Consider the following 19,124-nt stretch of genomic DNA (forward strand, 5'->3'; position numbering starts at 1 on the left):
CGGATACGGCGTGTCGATCGGCGCGCACGACGTTCGACGATCGTCGATATCGCCTTTCACATCGTTTTTAGTATCCGACTCCCGTCTCCCCGATATGGGATTAGACGAGGACGCCCTGGAGTACCACCGGACCGACCCGCCGGGGAAACTGGAGATTTCCACGACGAAACCGACGAACACCCAGCGTGACCTCTCGCTCGCGTACTCGCCGGGGGTCGCCGCGCCGTGTATGGAGATCCACGAGGACGAAACCGACGCCTACACGTACACCGCGAAGGGGAACCTCGTCGGCGTCGTCTCGAACGGGTCGGCCGTGCTCGGCCTCGGCGACATCGGCGCGCAGGCCTCCAAACCCGTGATGGAGGGGAAGGGCGTGCTGTTCAAACGCTTCGCCGACATCGACGTGTTCGACGTCGAACTCGACGAGGACGACCCCGAGAAGTTCGCCGCCGCCGTGAAGATGATGGAACCGACCTTCGGCGGGGTCAACCTGGAGGACATCAAGGCGCCGGAGTGTTTCGAGATCGAGGAGCGCCTGCGCGAGACGATGTCGATCCCGGTGTTCCACGACGACCAGCACGGCACCGCGATCATCTCCGGGGCCGCACTGCTCAACGCCGCCGACATCGCCGGCAAGGACCTCGAAGACCTCGAAATCGTCTTCTCCGGCGCGGGCGCGAGCGCGATCGCGACGGCGCGTTTTTACGTCTCGCTGGGCTGTCGGCGCGAGAACATCACGATGTGTGACTCCTCGGGGATCATCACCGAGGCCCGCGCCGCGGCGGGCGACGTCAACGAGTACAAACGGGAGTTCGCCCGCGACGTCCCCGAGGGCGACCTCGCGGACGCGATGGCGGGCGCGGACGTCTTCGTCGGCCTCTCGATCGGCGGCATCGTCGATCAGGAGATGGTGCGCTCGATGGCCGACGACCCGATCGTCTTCGCGATGGCCAACCCCGACCCGGAGATCGGCTACGAGGAGGCCAAAGCGGCCCGCGACGACACCGTCATCATGGCGACGGGCCGGTCCGACTACCCGAATCAGGTGAACAACGTCCTCGGGTTCCCGTTCATCTTCCGCGGCGCGCTCGACGTCCGGGCGACGGAGATCAACGAGGCGATGAAAGTCGCCTGCGCCGAGGCGCTCGCCGACCTCGCGAGACAGGACGTCCCCGACGCCGTCGTCAAGGCCTACGGCGACCAGCCGATCCAGTTCGGCCCCGACTACATCATCCCGAAGCCGGTCGACCCGCGCGTGCTGTTCACGGTCGCCCCCGCGGTGGCGAAGGCGGCCATCGACTCCGGCGCCGCGCGGGTCGAGATAAACGTCGACGTCTACGAGGAGGAACTCGAGGCCCGCCTCGGCAAGTCCCGCGAGATGATGCGGGTGGTGCTGAACAAGGCCAAGAGCGAACCGAAGCGCGTCGCGCTCGCGGAGGGCGACGACGAGAAGATGATCCGGGCGGCCTACCAGATGCAGGAACAGGGGATCGCCCAGCCCGTCCTCATCGGCGACGAGAGCGAGGTCAAGCGGACCGCCGCCAACCTCGGGCTGGACTTCACCCCCGAGGTCGCGGACCCGTTCGCCGGCGACTACGACGAGTACGCCGACCGACTGTACGAACTGCGCCGGCGCAAGGGGATCACCCGCTCGGAGGCCGAGGAACTCGTCCGCCGGGACACCAACTACTTCGGCAGCGTGATGGTCGAGCGCGGCGACGCCGACGCGCTCCTGACGGGACTTACCCACCACTACCCGTCGGCGCTGCGCCCGCCGCTGCAGGTGATCGGCACCGCCCCCGACGTCGAGTACGCCGCCGGCGTCTACATGCTCACGTTCAAGAACCGCGTGATCTTCGTCGCCGACGCGACGGTCAACCAGTCGCCCGACGAGGAGGTGCTCGCGGAGGTCACGAAACAGACGGGCAAACTCGCCCGCCGGTTCAACGTCGAACCCCGCGCCGCGTTGCTGTCGTACTCGAACTTCGGTAGCGTCGACAACGAGGGGACGAGAAAGCCACGCCGCGCGGCCGCGATGCTTCAGGACGACCCCACCGTCGACTTCACGGTCGACGGCGAGATGCAGGCCGACACCGCCGTCGTCGAGGAGATTCTCCACGGCACCTACGAGTTCACCGACCTCGAAGAGCCCGCGAACGTGCTCGTCTTCCCGAACCTCGAGGCCGGCAACATCGGCTACAAACTGCTCCAGCGTCTCGGCGGCGCCGAGGCCATCGGCCCGATGCTCGTCGGGATGGACAAGCCGGTCCACGTCCTCCAGCGCGGCGACGAGGTCAAAGACATCGTGAACCTCGCGGGCGTGGCGGTCGTAGACGCCCAGCAGGAGTAGGACGGCTTTCCCACCGCCCGATCCGGGGCGGTTCAAAAGGGTGGATTCAAGTACGCGAGGGGACTTCTCCCGGGTATGCAAGATCAGGGACGCTCCACGCGCAAGCGCACCGGTGGCCGACTCAAGCACTTCCGCAACCGCCGCAAGTCCGAACTCGGGCGCCAGCCGACGGAGACGCAGGTCGGCGAGCCCCGCTTCCGGACCGTCGACGCCCGCGGCAACGACGAGAAGACCCGCGCGCTGGCGACGAACGTCGCGAACGTCAACACGGGCGAGGAGACGGTCTCCGCCGCCATCGAGGACGTCGTCGAGAACCCCGCCAACCCCAACTACGTCCGGCGGAACATCGTCACGAAAGGCGCCGTCATCGAGACCAGCGAGGGCCGTGCGCGCGTCACCTCCCGTCCCGGCCAGACCGGTCAGGTCAACGCCGTCCTGCTCGACTGACCGACGACTCGACTCTCCTCTCGACCCATCGCCCTATAATAGCGGTACGGGGACGACGGTCGACTACGTAGTTCAGGGCCGCGGCGCGGCCTTCTGCAGGGCCGTCTCGGCGATGTTGCCGCCGTAGTCGGCGCTCCGGGAGAGCGAGTCGACGATCAGCCCGAGCGACTGGGCCTGAACGGGGTCGAGGTCCCGGAGCATGTCGTCGACGGTCCGGGTGTGCTCGTCGATTCCGAGGACGGCCTCGCGGGCGGCGTGGCCGAGCCGGTTGGCCTCCTCGCTCTCGTCGGCGAACAGCGCGTCCATCGACTTCTCGAGGACGTCGAAGGCGTCCTCGAAGAGTTCGAGCAGCGCCTCGGCGACCTCCTCGGGGATCTCCTCGAGTTTGAGAGCGAGTTTGCTGATCTTTACGGCGTGGTCGGCGACGCGCTCGAGTTGCCGGGCGCTGGAGTGGTAGTCGAAACAGTCCTCGCGGGGGACGCCGAGTTCCTCGGTCGCGCGCGGGGAGCGAAGCGCCGCGCGGAAGATGCGCGAGACGACGAGCCAGAGGCGGTCGACGTCGTCGTCGCGCTCGATGACGTCGCGGGCGATGTCGTCGTCGTTCTCGACGAGCGCGGTGACGGCGTCTTCGAGCATGGCCCCGGCGATCAGGCGCATCCGGGTGACGGCGTTGACGATCGACAGTTCCGAGGAGTCGAGCAGGTCCTGGATGACGACGCTGTTGGTCGTCTCCTCTAACACCTCGACGCCGACGAGGCTCTGGGTCGCGCTCCTGATCGCCCGGCGCTGGTCGGTGGTGATGCGGTTTGCCTCCAGCCGGATGATGTCGAAGCCGCTGACGTACATCGTCATGACCGCCCGCGTGAGGCGCTCGCCTTCGAGGTTCGAGACGTCGAGGGAGCCTTCCTGCCTGTGGGTGTCGCTTTGGGGCGTCAACAGCAGGGCGTCGTCCTCGGGGTAGAACTCGACGGTCGTGCCGGCGCTGACGTCGTTCTCCGTCGCCCACGTCTTCGGGAGCGAGACGGTGTAGGTCGATCCGCCGGTCACCTGGACCTTGCGCGTCTCCATGTGGCGCGCTTTCGAGGCAGGGAATATAAATCCACCCCAATCTATAGATTAGCTCTTATCGGTACGTTCGAATCCGTTGTGTCATGCGATTTTCCCGAGAAAACGGGACGGCAGAGTCCGCGTCGATACCGCGATAACAGTTCTACAACGTATAATTATATAGTACTATTTCCAGTACGTAGATCGGCGCCGCGACCGACGGCGGGCGCGTTTCGCGGGCCGGCGCGCGCCGGCCGCGACGGCGTCGGTAGCGGCGGTCTCGACGACCTTCGGGGCGTCGAACGCGACCCGCGACGGGCGTCCCGGGAGCGGTGACTTCGGGGATGGATACCGGAGCCGACGTCAATAGTTCCTCGTCGATCGAAGATCGCGAGAGGGCGACCCGACAGCCCGGGGGAAGATGCCGGATACGATCACGTCTATATTGGAATATGTACCTCGGTTCGGATATATACACGTCATAGCATCGTATTTCTACGGGCATTCGAAACTCCCGCTCGATGCCTGACAAGCAGATCGGCCGTCGGGTCGACGCAGTATCGAGGCGGAAACTCCTCGCGGCGACCGGATCGATCGGCGCGCTGGCCGTCGCCGGCTGTTCGGAGAACGAGGCCAGCGACGGTGGCGACGGCGGAAGCGACGCCCTCTCCGGCGAGGTCGTCGTCACGGGTTCGAGCACGGTGTTCCCGATCTCCGACCGGATGGCAGAGGAGTTCATGGCGGAACACGACGTCAACGTGCCCGTCGACTCGACCGGCAGCGGCGGCGGGTTCGAGAACCACTTCTGCCCCGGCGACTCGGACATCAACGGCGCCTCCCGCCCGATCAAGGACGCGGAGGTCGCCAGTTGTGGAGACCAGGGCGTCACCCCGGTCGAGTTCCACGTCGCGGGCGACGCGCTCACGATGGCGGTCAGCCCCGAGAACGACTGGGTCGACTGCATGACCTTCGACGAGATGGCCCAGATATGGCAGGAAGACGGCGCCGAGACGTGGGCCGACGTCGACCCCGACTGGCCCGACGAGGAGTTCGAACTGTTCGGCCCCGACACCACCTCGGGCACCTTCGACTGGTTCACCGAGAACGTCGTCGGCGAGGCGGGCAACCACCGCGACGACTACGAGCCCACCGAGGACGACAACATCATCATTCAGGGCCTCGAGCAGAACCCCTACGCGATCGGTTACTTCGGCTACGCGTACTACGCGGAGAACCAGGATCGCGTCAAGGCCCTCGAAGTCCGCGAGACCGCGGACGACGAGTGTGGCGAGCCGAGTCTGCAGGCGGCGAGCGATGGCACCTACCCGATGGCTCGCCCGCTGTTCATCTACGCCAGCGAGGACGCCATCCAGCGCGAGGAGGTCGCCGCGTTCCTCGAGTTCTACCTCGAAAACGCCAGCGCGGACTTCGTCGCCGACGAGATCGGTTACGTCCCCTCGAGCGACAAGATGGTCGAGGAGAACCTCGCGACGCTCGAAGAGTACGCCTGAGACGTCGCGGATCGGCGCCGATCCGCGATCTCGGCGGGTGGAATCGCCTACGAACGACTCATTGACAAACGACATGGCACGGACATGAACGGGGATTCGGTATCCGCCTCGCTCACGCGCTCGTCCGCACTTCGGGACGGGCGCGAGCGGGCGTATCGGTGGCTGCTGTTCTCCTGTGCGGCGCTGACGGTGGTAGTGACGGTGAGCATCCTGGTCACGCTCGCGTACGACGCGATCACGTTCTTCGGGTTCGACGAGGTCGGCGTCGTCTCGTTCCTGACGGGGACGGAGTGGAACTCGCGGCGGGACGTCTACGGCGTCCTCCCGCTCGTGAGCGCGACGCTGATCATCACGGTCGTCTCGGCGATGGTCGCGATTCCGATCGGGACCGCCGCGGCGGTCTACCTCTCGGAGTACGCGAGTCCGGAGGCGCGCTCGGTGTTGAAACCGGCGCTCGAGATACTCGCGGGCATCCCGACGGTCGTCTACGGGTATCTGGCGCTCGTCTACCTGACGCCGTGGTTGCGGGCGGCCGGCCTCCCGCTGGGGACGTTCAACCTCCTCAGCGCGTCGATCATGGTCGGGATCATGATCATCCCGATGGTCTCCTCGCTCTCGGAGGACGCGATGAGCGCCGTCCCCGACTCGCTGCGACAGGCCGGCTACGGCCTCGGCGCGACCAAGTTCGAGGTCTCCACGGGAATCGTCATCCCGGCGGCGGTCTCGGGCATCTTCTCGTCGTACATCCTCGCGCTCTCGCGGGCCATCGGCGAGACGATGATCGTCGTGATGGCCGGCGGGTTGCAGGCGCGCATGCTGAACGTCGCGAACCCGTTCGAGAACCTGGCGAACTCCGGGCTGGCGATGACGGCGTCGATGGTCCACGCGGTCACGAGCGACGTCACCGGCGGTTCCCCGGAGTTCTACAGCATGTTCGGGATCGGACTCACGCTGTTCTGTCTCACGTTCGCGATGAACCTGCTGAGCAACCGGATCGCCGCCCGGTACCGGGAGGAGTACCAGTGACGATCGAACGACGCGCGCGGCCGGCCGCCGCGACCGCGGGGGTGAGTCGCTGATGGCGACCGGCGGACCCGCCGTCGACGAGTGGTACGGCACGGCAGGCGAGGTCGGACGCCGGCGCGGCCTGCTGTTTCAGGCCGCCTGCCTCGGCGCGACGGCGCTCGCGCTGGTGTTGATGCTGGTGTTCCTGCTGTACGTCTTCAACGACGCCGTCCAGCCGGCCACGGCCGATACGGGCTGGCTCGCGACGGTCGCCGTGACGGTCGTCCTCCCCGCGCTGGGGCTGGCGGCGTACTACTACCTGAACGACCGGACGGCGGGGCGAATCGCCTACACCGCCCTCGGCGTCCCGTTCATGAGCGCGATGGTCGCCGGCGCCGTCTGGATCGGCTTCGCGCACCTGATCGAGCCCCACGCGTGGTTCGCGCTCGTCCTCTCGGCGACGGTCGCCGCCGGCGTCGTGCGGGCGTACGGTCGGCTCGACCGGGACGCCCCGCTCGAACGGCTCGCCGTCCTGACTCTCGTCCCGTGGTTCGCCCTGGTCGGCGTCCCGGCCGTCTCGGTCGACTACACGGTCAGGACGCCGTTCCTCGGTCAGGAGCTGTTCCCGATCTCGGTCGCGATCCCGACGCTGGTGCCGAGCCTGCGGGCCGTGATCCTCTCGCTGCCGGTGCTCCCGACCGAACCGCTCGCGCTGCTCGCGTCGTTTGCCGTCCCGGTCGCGCTGGCCGCCGGCTGGCACCTCCGCCGGGTTCGCGAGAGCGACCGCGACGCCGCGGTCGCCGCCGGCGCGGTAACCGTCGCCGCCGCGGTCGGACTGGCGGTCGCCCCCGCGATCGGGTGGGGGCCGACCTCGTGGATCGTCCTCGTGACGGTCGTCGGGACGGGGACGGGCCTGTACGTCGAGCACGTCCTCAGGCGGGGCGAGGGGGTCTCCGGGCTCGCGCTCCCCGTCCTCGTCGCCGTCGGCGCGCTCGTCGGCTGGGGGATCGTCCGACTCGCCGACTTCGCCGGCCCGGACACGTGGCTCGACGCGGGGTTCCTGACCAGCGCGCACAGCACGACCCCCACGAACGCCGGCATCTACCCGGCGCTCATCGGCTCCGTCTTCCTGCTGGTCGTCATCGTCGTCTTCGCGTTCCCGGTCGGCGTCGGGGCGGCGATCTACCTCGAGGAGTACGCCCCGTCGAAGGGACGGATGGGTCGGGTCGTCGAACTCATCGAGATCAACATCGCGAACCTCGCGGGCGTCCCCTCCGTCGTCTACGGCGTCCTCGGGCTCACGGTGTTCATCAGGACGGTCGGGATGGGCAACGGGACCCCGATCGTCGGCGGGCTGACGGTCGGCCTGCTGATCCTGCCGATCGTGATCATCTCCGCTCAGGAGGCCATCCGGGCGGTTCCGGACTCGCTCCGACAGGCGAGTTACGGCATGGGCGCGACGAGGTGGCAGACGACCCGGAACGTCGTCCTCCCGCGGGCGCTCCCGGGGATCTTCACTGGGACGATCCTCGCGCTCGGGCGGGCGATCGGCGAGACGGCGCCGCTGTTGATGATCCAGATGCCGGCGATCGTCAGGAGGTCCCCCGAGTCGTTCTTCAGCACGGCCAGCGCGATGCCGCGACAGATCCTCCAGTGGTCGACGCTGATCAAGACGGACTTCCGCTACGGCGTGCTCGCGGCGGGCGTCGTCACCCTGCTCGTCGTCCTGCTCACGATGAACGCGACCGCGATCGTCCTCAGAAACAGGTACCAGCGAGGCTGACACGATGACGAACGAACGCACACTTGCGGACGGAACGAACCGAACCGACGCCGACCCGCACCCGGCCGGAGCCGACGGGGCGCTCGTGAACGTCCCCGGCACGATCGGCCGGGACGGGACGGCCGCGACGACCGAGACGATCATCGAGGCGCGCGACCTCGACGTCTACTACGGCGACGAACAGGCGTTACGGAGCGTCGAGATGGCCATCCCCGAGAAGCAGGTGACGGCCCTCATCGGCCCCTCTGGCTGTGGGAAGTCGACGTTCCTGCGCTCGATCAACCGGATGAACGACCTCATCGACGTCTGCCGGGTGGACGGCGGCGTCCGTTTCGACGGGAAGAACGTCTACGACGAGGACGTCGATCCGGTGGCGCTGCGCCGGAAGATCGGGATGGTGTTCCAGCAGCCGAACCCGTTCCCGAAGTCGATCTACGACAACGTCGCCTACGGCCTGAAAGTTCAGGGGATCGACGACGACCTCGACGAGCGGGTCGAACAGGCGCTGAAGCGCGCCGCCCTCTGGGACGAGGTGGAGGGACGGCTGGACGAGTCGGGGCTCGAACTCTCCGGCGGCCAGCAGCAGCGACTCTGCATCGCCCGCGCCATCGCCCCCGACCCGGACGTCGTCCTGATGGACGAACCGGCCTCGGCGCTCGATCCCGTCGCGACCTCGCGCATCGAGGACCTGATCGACGAACTCTCCGAGGAGTACACGGTCGTGATCGTCACGCACAACATGCAGCAGGCCGCCCGCATCTCCGACAAGACCGCGGTCTTCCTCACCGGCGGGGAACTCGTCGAGTTCGACGCCACCGCCAAAATCTTCGAGAACCCCGACAGCGACCGCGTCGAAGACTACATCACCGGCAAGTTCGGCTGATGACCGTCGACTACCGGCGCCGCCTCGACCGCCTCCGGGACGCCGTCGTCGCGATGGGCGACCTCGTCCGCGAGTCGCTCGCGGACGCGTTCACGGCGCTTTTCACCGGCGACCGCCCCCTCGCGCGGGCGGTCCGGCGGCGGGACGACGAGGTCGACCGACGGTACCTCGACGTCGAGCGCGAGTGCCTCGAACTGCTCGCGTTACACCAGCCGGTGGCGGGCGACCTCCGGATCGTCGCCGCGGCGTTCAAAATCGTCACCGACCTAGAGCGCGTCGGCGACCACGCGGTGAACGTCGCCGCGCGGACGCTGTACGCCCTCGAAAGCGACGACCGACTGCTGGCGTAGCGGACCGCGGCCCACGCTCCGTTTTTACACGATTTCGGCACGGAGCGTCGCGCGCGGCCGAATCGCCCGCGGCGGCCGCCCTCGCGACCTCGGACCGACGTCGTCGGTCGCCGCCACGGACCCCCGTTACTGTGCCCCCATCTATATACTTCGACGAGTGATACGATTGAATTCCCCGAGCGGGCCGTCGGCGACGGTCGCTCCGGACGCCGATGGATCCGTCGGTACGACTACATCGGACCGCAGTACTGCGATTTTTCTTCGGATCGTCGTCGAGGCACGTCCCCCTCCGGTAATACATAGCACTATATACTCATCATAGTAGGCTACTTACCCCGTCTGCGGCATCCATTCAATGATGTCGAGAGACACCACTGGCTCCTCGCCGGCCGGGGTCGGCCGGCGGGATTTTCTCGCCGCGGCGGGCGTCGCGGCGACGGCCGGCCTCGCCGGCTGTTCTAGCGCCTTCGCACAGGGGGGAAAGCAAGTAAACATCGCCGGCAGCAGCACCGTGTTCCCGGTGACCGCGGAGGTCGCGGCCGAGTTCTCCGACCGTCGGCCCGACGTCACCGTCTCCGTGAGCCAGACCGGCACCGGCGGTGGTTTCTCGAATTTCTTCTGTCCCGGCATGACCGACGTCAACAACGCAAGCCGGGAGATCGCCGACGTCGAGGTCCAGCAGTGCGCCGACAACGGGATCGACCCGATCGAGTTTACGATCGCGACGGACGCGCTCACGGTCGTGGTAAACCCCGACGCCGACTGGGTCGACTGCCTGACCGTCGACGAACTGGCCGAGATCTGGCGCGACGGCGGCGCCGAGCGCTGGAGCGACGTCCGCGAGGAGTGGCCCGACGAGGAGTTCGAACTGTTCGGCGCGGACACGACCTCCGGCACCTTCGACTACTTCGTCGAGGCGATCCTCGACGAGGGTGACACCCACCGCAGCGACTACCACGCCACCGAGCGCGACCGGACGATCGTCCAGGGGGTCCGGGGCAACGAGTACGCGATGGGCTATTTCGGCTTCGCCTACTACGGCGAGAACCCGAATCGGATCAAGGCCCTCGGGATCGACGACGGCGACGGCTGCGTCGAGCCGTCGATCGAGACCGCCATGAAAGGCGAGTACACCCCGCTCTCCCGGCCGCTTTTCGTCTACGTCTCCGACCAGTCGCTCACGCGGCCCGAGGTGCAGGACTTCCTTCGGTACTACATGGACCGGGCGGCATCCGACCTCGTCTCCGACGTCGGCTACGTCCCGATCACCGAGGACCAGCGCGACGAGAACCGCGCGCAACTGGAGGCGGCCATCGACGAGGTGACCGCATGAGCGAGCACGACTTCGCACACGACGGCGTCCGGACGGCCCGCGGCGCCGCGTTCCGGTACCTCTTTGCGCTCTGTGCGCTGCTGTCGATCGCGACGACCGCCGCCATCGTCTTCACGCTGCTGTACGACGCCGTCGACTTCTTCGGTGCCGTCGGCCCCGCCGAGTTCCTCCTCGGGACCCAGTGGAGTCCGACGAACGAGCACACGTTCGGCGTCCTCCCGTTGATCTCGGGGACGCTGACCATCACGATCGGGTCGGCCATCGTCGCGTTGCCGATCGGCCTGCTGACGGCGATCTACCTCAGCGAGTACGCCACGGAGCGCCGGCGGGCGTACCTCAAGCCGGCGATCGAGGTGCTCGCGGGCGTTCCGACGGTCGTCTACGGCTACTTCGCGCTGGTGTACGTCACGCCGGCGCTCGACACGTTCCTGCCGATCGGCACGTTCAACGCGCTGTCGGCGTCGATCATGGTCGGGATCATGATCATCCCGATGGTCTCCTCGCTCTCGGAGGACGCGATGAGCGCCGTCCCCGACTCGCTGCGACAGGCTAGTTACGGCCTCGGCGCGACCAAGTTCACGGTCTCGACCTCGGTCGTCGTTCCCGCGGCGCTGTCGGGCATCTTCTCGTCGTTCATCCTCGCGCTCTCGCGAGCGATCGGCGAGACGATGATCGTCGCCATCGCGGCGGGCCAGACCCCGCGGCTGCTCGACCTCACCGACCCGGCCGGGATGTTCCTCGACTCCGTCCAGACGATGACCGCGGCGATGGTCCAGATCGGCCAGAGCGACGTCGTCGGACAGGGCGTCGAGTACCAGAGCCTCTTCGCGGTCGGCCTCACCCTGTTCGTGATCACGTTCGCGATGAACCTCGTCAGCGAGTGGGTCGCCTCGCGCTACCGGGAGGTGTACCAGTGATGGCGCCGGAAGACCGACTCGAAACCGACGGCGGGACGGCGACCGGGACGGCGTTCGGACGGGTGAGCCGACGGAAGGACGTCGCCTTCCGCTACCTGACGCTTTCGGCCGCGCTGGTCGGCATCGTCTCGCTGGCCGTGTTGCTCGCGAACGTCGCGGTCGACGCGGTCGGCTGGCTCACGTGGGACTTCCTCACGCGCCAGCCGAGCCTCCGGGACCCCCACGAGGCCGGCTTCTACCCGGCGCTGCTGGGCTCGATCGCGCTCATGCTGTTGATCGCGCTCGTCACGTTCCCGCTGGGCGTCGGCGCCGCGATCTACCTGGAGGAGTACGCGAGCGACGGGCCGCTGACGCGGTTCATCCAGATCAACATCGCGAACCTCGCGGGCGTCCCCTCCGTCGTCTACGGCCTGCTGGGCCTCGGGCTGTTCGTCAGCCTGCTCGACCTCGGCTTCGGGACGCTGATCGTCGCCGGCTTCACCGTCTCGCTGCTGATCCTGCCGATCGTGATCATCTCCGCCCAGGAGGCCATCCGGGCGGTTCCGGACTCGCTCCGACAGGCGAGTTACGGCATGGGCGCGACGAAGTGGCAGACGATCCGGAACGTCGTCCTCCCCCGGGCGATGCCCGGCATCCTGACGGGGACGATCCTCGCGCTCGGGCGGGCGATCGGCGAGACGGCGCCGCTGATCATGATCGGCGCGCCGACGGTGGTGTTCGGCGCCCCGAACAGCCTGTTCAGCAAGATCAGCGCCATGCCCCTGCAGATCTACACGTGGGCGGACCAGCCCCAACTCGAGTTCCAGTACGGCGTCGTCGCGGCCGGCGTCGTCACCCTGCTCGTCGTGTTGCTGTCGATCAACTCGGTCGCGATCCTCATCCGCAACAGATATCAGCGGAGGACCGGACAATGACCCAAGAACAGATGACTTCCTCGGAGACGGAATCGGCAGACGACCGGACGACCCCTGCGCCGGGTACCCGAAGCCTCGCCGACCGGGCCGACGCGGGCGAGCGCGCCCGCACCGATCGGACGATCATCGAGGCGCGCGACCTCGACGTCTACTACGGCGACGAACAGGCGTTACGGAGCGTCGACATCGAGATCCCCGAGAAGCAGGTCACCGCCGTGATCGGCCCCTCTGGCTGTGGGAAGTCGACGTTCCTGCGCTCGATCAACCGGATGAACGATCTCGTCGACGCCGCGCGCGTCGAGGGCGAACTCCTGTTCGACGGGAAGAACGTCTACGACGAGGACGTCGATCCGGTCGCGTTACGCCGGAAGATCGGGATGGTGTTCCAGCAGCCGAATCCGTTCCCGAAGTCGATCTACGACAACGTCGCCTACGGCCTGAAAGTTCAGGGGATCGACGACGACCTCGACGAGCGGGTCGAACAGGCGCTGAAGCGCGCCGCCCTCTGGGACGAGGTGGAGGGACGGCTGGACGAGTCGGGGCTGGAGCTGTCGGGCGGCCAGCAGCAGCGACTCTGCATCGCCCGCGCCATCGCCCCCGACCCGGAGGTGTTGCTCATGGACGAACCCGCGAGCGCGCTCGATCCCGTCGCCACCTCGCAGGTCGAGGACCTGATCGACGAACTCTCCGAGGAGTACACGGTCGTGATCGTCACGCACAACATGCAGCAGGCGGCGCGGATTTCGGACAAGACCGCGGTGTTTCTCACCGGCGGCGAACTCGTCGAGTTCGACGCCACCGCCAAAATCTTCGAGAACCCCGACAGCGACCGCGTCGAAGACTACATCACCGGCAAGTTCGGCTGATCGACCGCGACCGTCTTCTTCCGGGGTACCGCTCACGTCGAACGCCGCGAACCGGTCGCGCCCGCGAACCGACCCACGACACGCCGACGCGACGACCGTTCGCTATCGCCGTCGGGAACGCCGTGCCGTTCGACACCGTCGCGGCCGGACGGTCCGCTCGCGTCCGTGACGGTGGACGCAAGGTATTTCAACGGTCGACGAGGTGGCTGAACTATGGCCAGACAATCGTACCAGGAACAACTCTCGGAACTCCGTGAGGACGTCCTCTACATGGGCGAGGTCGTGATGGAACGGCTCCGAATGGGCCTCGACGCCCTCGAACAGAAAGACGAGGAGATCGCCCGGGAGGTCATCGAGGGCGACGCCGAGGTAAACCGGATGTACCTCGACCTCGAACAGCAGTGTATCGAACTGCTGGCGCTCCAACAACCCGTCGCGAGCGACCTCCGTTTCATCGCCTCCTCGTTCAAGGTCATCACCGACCTAGAGCGGATCGGCGACCTCGCGGTCAACCTCGGGGAGTACACCATCGACGCCGAGCAGGACCTCTTCCCGGACGTCGACGTGCAGGCGATGGGCGAGTTGACCCTCGAGATGGTCGACGACGCCATGCGGGCCTACGACGCCGAGGACGTCGAGGCCTGCCGCGAACTCGCGGCCCGCGACGACGACCTCGACCACTTCGCCGAGCGCGCGAGCCAAATCGTCGTCCGCGACCTCATCGAGCGCGAACTCGACGCCCCGGGGGAGGTCGAAGGCCTCCTGCAGGACGTCTCGCGGCTGCTGCTGACGATCCGCGACCTCGAACGCGTCGGCGACCACGCGGTCAACATCGCCGCCCGGACCCTCTACATGGTCGAGAACGACGACGAACTCATCTACTAGAATCGGTTCCGCCGCCGTTGCGTTCACAACGCCTCGCTTTCGTCGCCGTGTTCCCGCGCTGCTCCCCGAGTTCGTCGGTCAGGTCGCCCTCGCGTGTACGCCGATCACGACGGCGAACGCCGCGATGACGGCCCCGCCCGCCGCGAGTCCCGCCGGCGCGACCACGCCCGTCGCGCCGAGGGCAGCAAGCAGGAGAGTACAGAGGGCGGCCACGGCGGCGTATCTGCGCGGCCACGAGTCCCGCCGGTCGACCCCGTCGATTTCGTCGATGAAGGGGTCGAACGCGGCCGCGAGCGGCGTCCGCTCGACGATTCCGCGGTCCTTGTCGTAGTCGACGATCCCCTCGCGGTCGAGTTTCGGGAGGTGCGACTGGTAGAGCGAGATGTAGACCCGCTGGCGCTCGCTCGAAGTCAACGCGTCGACGGTCGTCCCCTGCTCCCAGGCGGCTACCCGTTCGGCGAGGTCGCCGAGTCGCACCGGGCCGTCGGCCTGCCGCAGGTACCGGAGGACGTCGCGCCGGCGCCGCGTCTGGAGGATGTGAAAGATTTCGTCGGTTTCGAGGTCGTCCGCGTCCGCCGTCGAGGAGCGGTCCTCGAACCGTTCGGCGACCGCCTCTCCGATACCCATGGCTTGTGACAGCTCACTTCACACCGATACATAAAGCGCGGTAGTCTTTCACGCGACGGGTGCGTTTAACGACGTATTATCCGTCGGTTCGAAGACGGAAGCGCCCGGACACGTCTGTGGCCGGGCGGTGTCTGACAGTCGGCGGCCGCACAGCCACGAACGGCCGCCGAACGCGGATCGAGCATGAGCGATCGGTCGCGACCCGCCCGAAGGCGCGTCGCTCGGATCTCGAGCGCCCGTCGTCGTCGAAGCGGGGTCCGACGAGGGCCGAACGGACGCTCACCACCGGCACTCACAGGGGGTCAGTCGATCGGCTGTACGTCGTCTCGCCGGCGCATCGCGCCGACAGTACAATCACCCGTCCGTACAGTAATAAACGCATCTTTCGGGGTAGATATGGCTCCAATCTCGAAATAATCTCGACGAACGTCTTATAATTTGTGCGAAAGTGCGTGAAGTGCCGATGGTTATCTGACCCACCGGGCGGAAAGTCGGTGATCGTCAACCCGCTCGTCGACCGCGTCGGCGCGCTCGCGGCGCCGCGCCCGTCAGGGGTCGATCCCGGTCGGCGTCATCCGGTTCGAGAGTTCCGCGCTCACGAGCGCCGCGTGGCTGCGCCGGAGGCGCTCGGAGAGCGCCTGGTGGGAGACGTCGAGTTCCGCCGCGAGTTCCTGTAAGGTGACCTGACGGGGGACGTCGAAGTAGCCGAGTTCGTGGGCCTTCGCGATCGTCTCGTACTGGGTCTCCGTCAGGGGCGTCCCGCCGCCCGAGGAGTCGCTCATCTCCGAGACGCGGCGGACGGTCGCGTCGAACTCGTAGTTCCCGAACAGTTCGTGGGCCTCCGAGAGGGCCTCGCGGTCGTGAAAGAGCAGTTTCGTCGACCACGTCCCCCGACGGCCGGAGGCTTCGAGGATCGCGCCGTCGTGCTCCGCGACGATCCGCTCGAACACCTTCACGCGCCGCTCGAACTCGAGGCGGAACAGCCACCGCTCGTCGTCGGCGTTCGCCAGACTCGCGATCACGTCGACCGTCGGGTCGGCCTCGAGGGCCTCCTCGACCGTCCGCCGGTCCGGCCCGCTCGTCCAGACCAGCGGCGGCGAACCGCCGATCATCCCGGCGACCTGGAACTCGAACGACGGCACGCGTTCGAACGTCCCGGACAGGCAGAGTCGATCGGCCGGAAGTTCGAGTTCGACGAGGGTCGTCATCATCGCTTTCCACCACAACCGCGTATACCCGGCTTGCGTTTCCGGTAGCCTTTCCCGCCACCATTCTGGACTGACAGTCAGTTCTTACGGTGAGTCAGGACGAGTGATCGGTAACCGTACCAACAGTAGGCGCCGGTTTATACGGCGACGCACGCGTCACACCTCGAATCCGACGGTGAGCGCGAGCAGGCCGATGGCGGACGCGTACAGCGGGATCGCGTAGCGCCAGACGCGGTTCGGGACGACTCACACCAGGTACGGCGCGACGATCGCGGCGACGAACCCGCCCGTGTAGATCGAGGGCAGCAGCGTCAGGTCAACGGCGACGCCCCGCGAGAACAGGCCGACGACGTAGACGACGTCGAGCAACGCGAGGCGTCGGAGCGTCGAGTACGGCAGCCGCATCCGCTCGCCGATCGTCCGGTCCGCGTCGAGTTCCCGCGCGGCCGACCCGATCTCGGTCGGCTCGACGGCCGCGAGTTCCGACTCGAGTTCCAGCGCTGGTCGAGCCAGTGCACCTCCTCCCCGCCCTCGCGACGCTCGTCGGGATCCACGGTGGTCCCTCGACTGACCTTCAGGTGAGCGTCCTGACGGTATCAGCCGGTTTTAGAATTGCGCTTGCCGCCGTCGTCGAAGGGACGAGGACGAATCTAAATTGAACTTTCGACAGATTTATCGAAATATAGTGTGATCGCCCCCTATGGACCGACGTGGTTTCCTCGCTGCGGGTGCCCTCCTCACACTGGCCGGCTGTGCCAACCCTACTACCGACCAACGGTTCCCGGAAGACGACGGACGAAACGCCGACGAGACCCCGTGGGACGACGGGGACGCCGCCGAGAACGACGCGCTCGCCAAAGCGCAGTGGGCGCTCGAGAGTGCGATCGACGAGATCGAAAGGCAAGGCAACGGCGCCGCGTTCGGCGCCGCGCTCGACGGGACGGTCGCGGTGGACCCCGGGCCGATCAAGAGAAGCCTCAGAACGACGCGCGAGGCGCTCGACGACGCGCGCGACGACGGCCTCGACGACAGGCAGGCCGCGGTGGCCGACGCGATCGCGGCCGCCGAGCGAGTCGTCCGCGGGATCGTCGAGGCCCAGCCGGCGGTCGCCGCCCTCGCCGACGGACCCGCGGCCGTCCGCGCCGACGTCTACGACGGCGCGTTCGACGACGCCGCGGACGGCGCCGCCGACCTCGCGCGCGACGCCGAGACCGCCCTGAACGGGCTCGCGGACGTCCGCGCCGACGTCGACGACCTGGAAGCGGACGACTTCGAGGTGGTCGAGGCGCTCTCGGTCGCCCAGGTCGACGAACAGCTGGGTGTCCTCGAGGCCGACGCCGGGGCCGCGGCCGGCGTCGGCGAGGCGGTCGCGCCGCTCGTCGAGGGGGAGGAACTGTTCTGGCCCGCGTACAAACCCGTCCGGAAACTGGCGTTCGAGGACGTCGACGGGGAAACGCTCGCCGACGCCGAGGCCGCCTTCGGGGAGGCCCGCGACGCGGCGAGCGGCAACGACGACGCCCCGGCGTTCGGCGACGACGCGGCGGCGTTCGCGACCTACGCCCGCGCGATGGGCGAGGCGGCGCGTCGCGCCTCGCGCGTCGTCGACCGCCACCTGGACGAGTTCTACGTGGACGCCCACGAGCACGCGCAAGCGCTGTCCGAGGCGCTCTCGACCGCGGCGGACGCCGAGGTCCGCGATCGGTCGTGGGACGACCGCGACTTCGAGTACGACCTCCGCGAGTACGTCGATCCCGAACTCCAGACCGACACCGAGACGTGGACCGAGGACGGGACGTTCCACGTCAACGGAATCGTCACGAACGAGATGCCGTACCCCGTACACGCCACGGTCCAGCCGATCCGCGTGTACGAGAACGGCGAGACGCAAGGCGATTCTAACATGATCAGGATCGAGGTGCAGGCGAACGCCGAGTTCACGATCGAAGGCCTCAGCTACGAGGCCGAAGACGGCCTCGTCGACGTGCGACTTCGGCTGTTCCGGATGAGCTGGGGCTAATCGTTCCCGACTACGTCATCCCCGTTCCTTTCGTCCGATCCGGCTGAAATAGTCACTCGGAAATGGTTTTCTCCACAATATTTATAATATATAATTATGGTGTGTGTCACATGTTCCGGCGGAAACTCCTGCTGGCGAGCGGTTCGGCGTTCACAGCCGTCCTCGCAGGATGTGCATCCGGCAACGAGGAGATCGAAGGTGGATCACGGGACGACGATGACGACGAGGAGGACGGGAACGAAGCCGACGAGCGAACGGATACTACCTCCGACAACGATTCCGAGGACGGTTCCGAAGACGAGTCCGAGGACGGTTCTGCGGATGTCGGAAGCGCGGACCTGGAAATCCTCGATCACGAGATGGTCCTCGAGGAGGGTGACTTCCTGGACGACGTGTACGTCGCAGCGACCGTAGAGAACAGCGGCGACGAGCGGAGTGGCCAGATCGAACTCCAGGTCGACTGGTACGACGAGGAGGGTAACTACCTCGACAACGACACTGGCCGCCTCCGGTCGCTCCCGGCTGGTGGGACGTGGACGTCGCGAACATACGCGCTCACGGTCGATGCCGAGGATGTCGACGATTACGAGATCGAGGGCGAGTACGGTGACGACCCCCGGACTGGGGCCGAGGGACTTACGCTGGTCGACAGCAGCATGGTGGTTCAGGGCGACGAGCTGGAGATCGAGGGTCAGGTCGAAAACGAGACCGACGAGGACGAGGACTACGTCGAGGTGGTCGCGACGGTGTACGACGGCGAAGGTCGCGTGATGGGGGACGAGTGGACGAACGTGACCGACCTGCGTGCTGGCGAGACGTGGGCGTTCCAGTTCGAGCACTTCGGGCCCGATATCCGAAATCGCGTAGAAGAGGCTGCCGACCACGAGGTCTTCGTCACGGATTCGGTCTGGTGAAGGCGTATATCGGTTACGGAAGTCCGGCCTCGGTCAGCACAACAATCAAAACGCTTGCCGAGCCGCG

17 protein-coding genes and 1 pseudogene are annotated in these 19,124 nt (G+C 67.1%); 14 read left to right on the forward strand and 4 right to left on the reverse strand.

Annotation, left to right across the window (positions count from 1 at the left end):
* Nucleotides 1-94 precede the first annotated feature (94 nt).
* Both NKG98_RS09290 and NKG98_RS09295 read left to right on the forward strand, forming a co-directional pair.
* Nucleotides 95-2,350, forward strand: coding sequence for an NADP-dependent malic enzyme (locus NKG98_RS09290; protein ID WP_254769377.1), 2,256 nt, complete (start codon nucleotides 95-97; stop codon nucleotides 2,348-2,350).
* 75 nt (nucleotides 2,351-2,425) lie between these two features.
* Complete coding sequence (locus NKG98_RS09295; protein WP_254769378.1) at nucleotides 2,426-2,797, forward strand: 30S ribosomal protein S8e; 372 nt, start codon at nucleotides 2,426-2,428, stop codon at nucleotides 2,795-2,797.
* Between the two features lie 72 nt (nucleotides 2,798-2,869).
* Here NKG98_RS09295 and NKG98_RS09300 read toward each other — a convergent pair whose 3' ends face one another.
* Nucleotides 2,870-3,865, reverse strand: coding sequence for a phosphate signaling complex PhoU family protein (locus NKG98_RS09300; protein WP_254769379.1), 996 nt, complete (start codon nucleotides 3,863-3,865; stop codon nucleotides 2,870-2,872).
* A 500-nt stretch (nucleotides 3,866-4,365) separates the two neighbouring features.
* On the opposite strand from NKG98_RS09300, the gene NKG98_RS09305 reads away from it, so the two are divergent.
* The 10 genes and pseudogenes from NKG98_RS09305 (at nucleotide 4,366) to phoU (ending at nucleotide 14,291) form a co-directional block, all read left to right on the forward strand.
* Nucleotides 4,366-5,355 carry a PstS family phosphate ABC transporter substrate-binding protein gene (locus NKG98_RS09305; RefSeq protein ID WP_254769380.1) on the forward strand — a complete coding sequence of 330 codons (990 nt, stop codon included), beginning with the start codon at nucleotides 4,366-4,368 and terminating at the stop codon, nucleotides 5,353-5,355.
* Nucleotides 5,356-5,439: 84 nt separating this feature from the next.
* Nucleotides 5,440-6,381: a phosphate ABC transporter permease subunit PstC gene (gene pstC, locus NKG98_RS09310; protein WP_254769381.1), complete on the forward strand. Its 942-nt coding sequence runs from the start codon at nucleotides 5,440-5,442 to the stop codon at nucleotides 6,379-6,381.
* Between the two features lie 52 nt (nucleotides 6,382-6,433).
* Complete coding sequence (gene pstA / locus NKG98_RS09315) at nucleotides 6,434-8,143, forward strand: phosphate ABC transporter permease PstA (protein WP_254769382.1); 1,710 nt, start codon at nucleotides 6,434-6,436, stop codon at nucleotides 8,141-8,143.
* A 4-nt stretch (nucleotides 8,144-8,147) separates the two neighbouring features.
* Nucleotides 8,148-9,026 carry a phosphate ABC transporter ATP-binding protein PstB gene (gene pstB, locus NKG98_RS09320; protein ID WP_254769383.1) on the forward strand — a complete coding sequence of 293 codons (879 nt, stop codon included), beginning with the start codon at nucleotides 8,148-8,150 and terminating at the stop codon, nucleotides 9,024-9,026.
* A pseudogene (locus NKG98_RS09325) lies at nucleotides 9,026-9,355 on the forward strand (phosphate signaling complex PhoU family protein); the annotation flags it as partial. The gene pstB (NKG98_RS09320) and the pseudogene NKG98_RS09325, both read left to right, overlap by 1 nt.
* A gap of 379 nt (nucleotides 9,356-9,734) precedes the next feature.
* On the forward strand, nucleotides 9,735-10,709 hold the full coding sequence (locus tag NKG98_RS09330; RefSeq protein ID WP_254769385.1) for a PstS family phosphate ABC transporter substrate-binding protein: 975 nt from the start codon (nucleotides 9,735-9,737) through the stop codon (nucleotides 10,707-10,709).
* Nucleotides 10,706-11,626: a phosphate ABC transporter permease subunit PstC gene (gene pstC, locus NKG98_RS09335; RefSeq protein WP_254769386.1), complete on the forward strand. Its 921-nt coding sequence runs from the start codon at nucleotides 10,706-10,708 to the stop codon at nucleotides 11,624-11,626. Before NKG98_RS09330 ends, pstC (NKG98_RS09335) begins: the two co-directional genes overlap by 4 nt.
* The gene (pstA, locus tag NKG98_RS09340; protein WP_254769387.1) at nucleotides 11,626-12,540 is read left to right on the forward strand and encodes a phosphate ABC transporter permease PstA; all 915 of its coding nucleotides are present in this window, start codon (nucleotides 11,626-11,628) and stop codon (nucleotides 12,538-12,540) included. The genes pstC (NKG98_RS09335) and pstA (NKG98_RS09340) overlap by 1 nt, the downstream gene beginning before the upstream one ends.
* A complete protein-coding gene (gene pstB / locus NKG98_RS09345; protein WP_254769388.1) occupies nucleotides 12,537-13,406 on the forward strand; it encodes a phosphate ABC transporter ATP-binding protein PstB in 870 nt (289 codons plus the stop codon). The genes pstA (NKG98_RS09340) and pstB (NKG98_RS09345) overlap by 4 nt, the downstream gene beginning before the upstream one ends.
* A gap of 213 nt (nucleotides 13,407-13,619) precedes the next feature.
* A complete protein-coding gene (phoU, locus tag NKG98_RS09350) occupies nucleotides 13,620-14,291 on the forward strand; it encodes a phosphate signaling complex protein PhoU (RefSeq protein ID WP_254769389.1) in 672 nt (223 codons plus the stop codon).
* A gap of 78 nt (nucleotides 14,292-14,369) precedes the next feature.
* On the opposite strand, the gene NKG98_RS09355 is transcribed toward phoU, so the two are convergent.
* From NKG98_RS09355 to NKG98_RS09365, 3 genes are all read right to left on the reverse strand, one after another.
* Entirely contained in the window at nucleotides 14,370-14,918 is a 549-nt protein-coding gene (locus NKG98_RS09355; protein WP_254769390.1) for a DUF7344 domain-containing protein, read from the reverse strand.
* A 548-nt stretch (nucleotides 14,919-15,466) separates the two neighbouring features.
* On the reverse strand, nucleotides 15,467-16,126 hold the full coding sequence (locus NKG98_RS09360) for a helix-turn-helix domain-containing protein (RefSeq protein ID WP_254769454.1): 660 nt from the start codon (nucleotides 16,124-16,126) through the stop codon (nucleotides 15,467-15,469).
* Between the two features lie 246 nt (nucleotides 16,127-16,372).
* Nucleotides 16,373-16,531 (reverse strand): hypothetical protein, encoded by a 159-nt coding sequence (locus NKG98_RS09365; RefSeq protein WP_254769391.1) that lies wholly within the window; start codon nucleotides 16,529-16,531, stop codon nucleotides 16,373-16,375.
* A 295-nt stretch (nucleotides 16,532-16,826) separates the two neighbouring features.
* Between NKG98_RS09365 and NKG98_RS09370 the strand changes: the two genes are divergently transcribed.
* Both NKG98_RS09370 and NKG98_RS09375 read left to right on the forward strand, forming a co-directional pair.
* A complete protein-coding gene (locus tag NKG98_RS09370) occupies nucleotides 16,827-18,143 on the forward strand; it encodes a hypothetical protein (protein WP_254769392.1) in 1,317 nt (438 codons plus the stop codon).
* Between the two features lie 110 nt (nucleotides 18,144-18,253).
* Nucleotides 18,254-19,057: an FxLYD domain-containing protein gene (locus tag NKG98_RS09375; RefSeq protein ID WP_254769393.1), complete on the forward strand. Its 804-nt coding sequence runs from the start codon at nucleotides 18,254-18,256 to the stop codon at nucleotides 19,055-19,057.
* Nucleotides 19,058-19,124 lie beyond the last annotated feature (67 nt).

Origin of the sequence: Salinilacihabitans rarus (genome assembly GCF_024296665.1) — an archaeon.
GTDB lineage: Archaea > Halobacteriota > Halobacteria > Halobacteriales > Natrialbaceae > Salinilacihabitans > Salinilacihabitans rarus.

Bases quoted from the DNA above. Each gene is read 5' to 3' on its own strand.
- pstB (WP_254769388.1), top strand. From the start codon at position 12,537: ATGACCCAAGAACAGATGACTTCCTCGGAGACGGAATCGGCAGACGAC.
- NKG98_RS09290 (WP_254769377.1), top strand. From the start codon at position 95: ATGGGATTAGACGAGGACGCCCTGGAGTACCACCGGACCGACCCGCCG.
- NKG98_RS09305 (WP_254769380.1), top strand. From the start codon at position 4,366: ATGCCTGACAAGCAGATCGGCCGTCGGGTCGACGCAGTATCGAGGCGG.
- NKG98_RS09370 (WP_254769392.1), top strand. From the start codon at position 16,827: ATGGACCGACGTGGTTTCCTCGCTGCGGGTGCCCTCCTCACACTGGCC.
- NKG98_RS09295 (WP_254769378.1), top strand. From the start codon at position 2,426: ATGCAAGATCAGGGACGCTCCACGCGCAAGCGCACCGGTGGCCGACTC.
- NKG98_RS09300 (WP_254769379.1), bottom strand. From the start codon at position 3,865: ATGGAGACGCGCAAGGTCCAGGTGACCGGCGGATCGACCTACACCGTC.
- pstC (WP_254769381.1), top strand. From the start codon at position 5,440: ATGAACGGGGATTCGGTATCCGCCTCGCTCACGCGCTCGTCCGCACTT.
- NKG98_RS09360 (WP_254769454.1), bottom strand. From the start codon at position 16,126: ATGACGACCCTCGTCGAACTCGAACTTCCGGCCGATCGACTCTGCCTG.
- NKG98_RS09330 (WP_254769385.1), top strand. From the start codon at position 9,735: ATGTCGAGAGACACCACTGGCTCCTCGCCGGCCGGGGTCGGCCGGCGG.
- pstA (WP_254769387.1), top strand. From the start codon at position 11,626: ATGGCGCCGGAAGACCGACTCGAAACCGACGGCGGGACGGCGACCGGG.
- pstA (WP_254769382.1), top strand. From the start codon at position 6,434: ATGGCGACCGGCGGACCCGCCGTCGACGAGTGGTACGGCACGGCAGGC.
- NKG98_RS09355 (WP_254769390.1), bottom strand. From the start codon at position 14,918: ATGGGTATCGGAGAGGCGGTCGCCGAACGGTTCGAGGACCGCTCCTCG.
- phoU (WP_254769389.1), top strand. From the start codon at position 13,620: ATGGCCAGACAATCGTACCAGGAACAACTCTCGGAACTCCGTGAGGAC.
- NKG98_RS09365 (WP_254769391.1), bottom strand. From the start codon at position 16,531: ATGCGGCTGCCGTACTCGACGCTCCGACGCCTCGCGTTGCTCGACGTC.
- NKG98_RS09375 (WP_254769393.1), top strand. From the start codon at position 18,254: ATGTTCCGGCGGAAACTCCTGCTGGCGAGCGGTTCGGCGTTCACAGCC.
- pstC (WP_254769386.1), top strand. From the start codon at position 10,706: ATGAGCGAGCACGACTTCGCACACGACGGCGTCCGGACGGCCCGCGGC.
- pstB (WP_254769383.1), top strand. From the start codon at position 8,148: ATGACGAACGAACGCACACTTGCGGACGGAACGAACCGAACCGACGCC.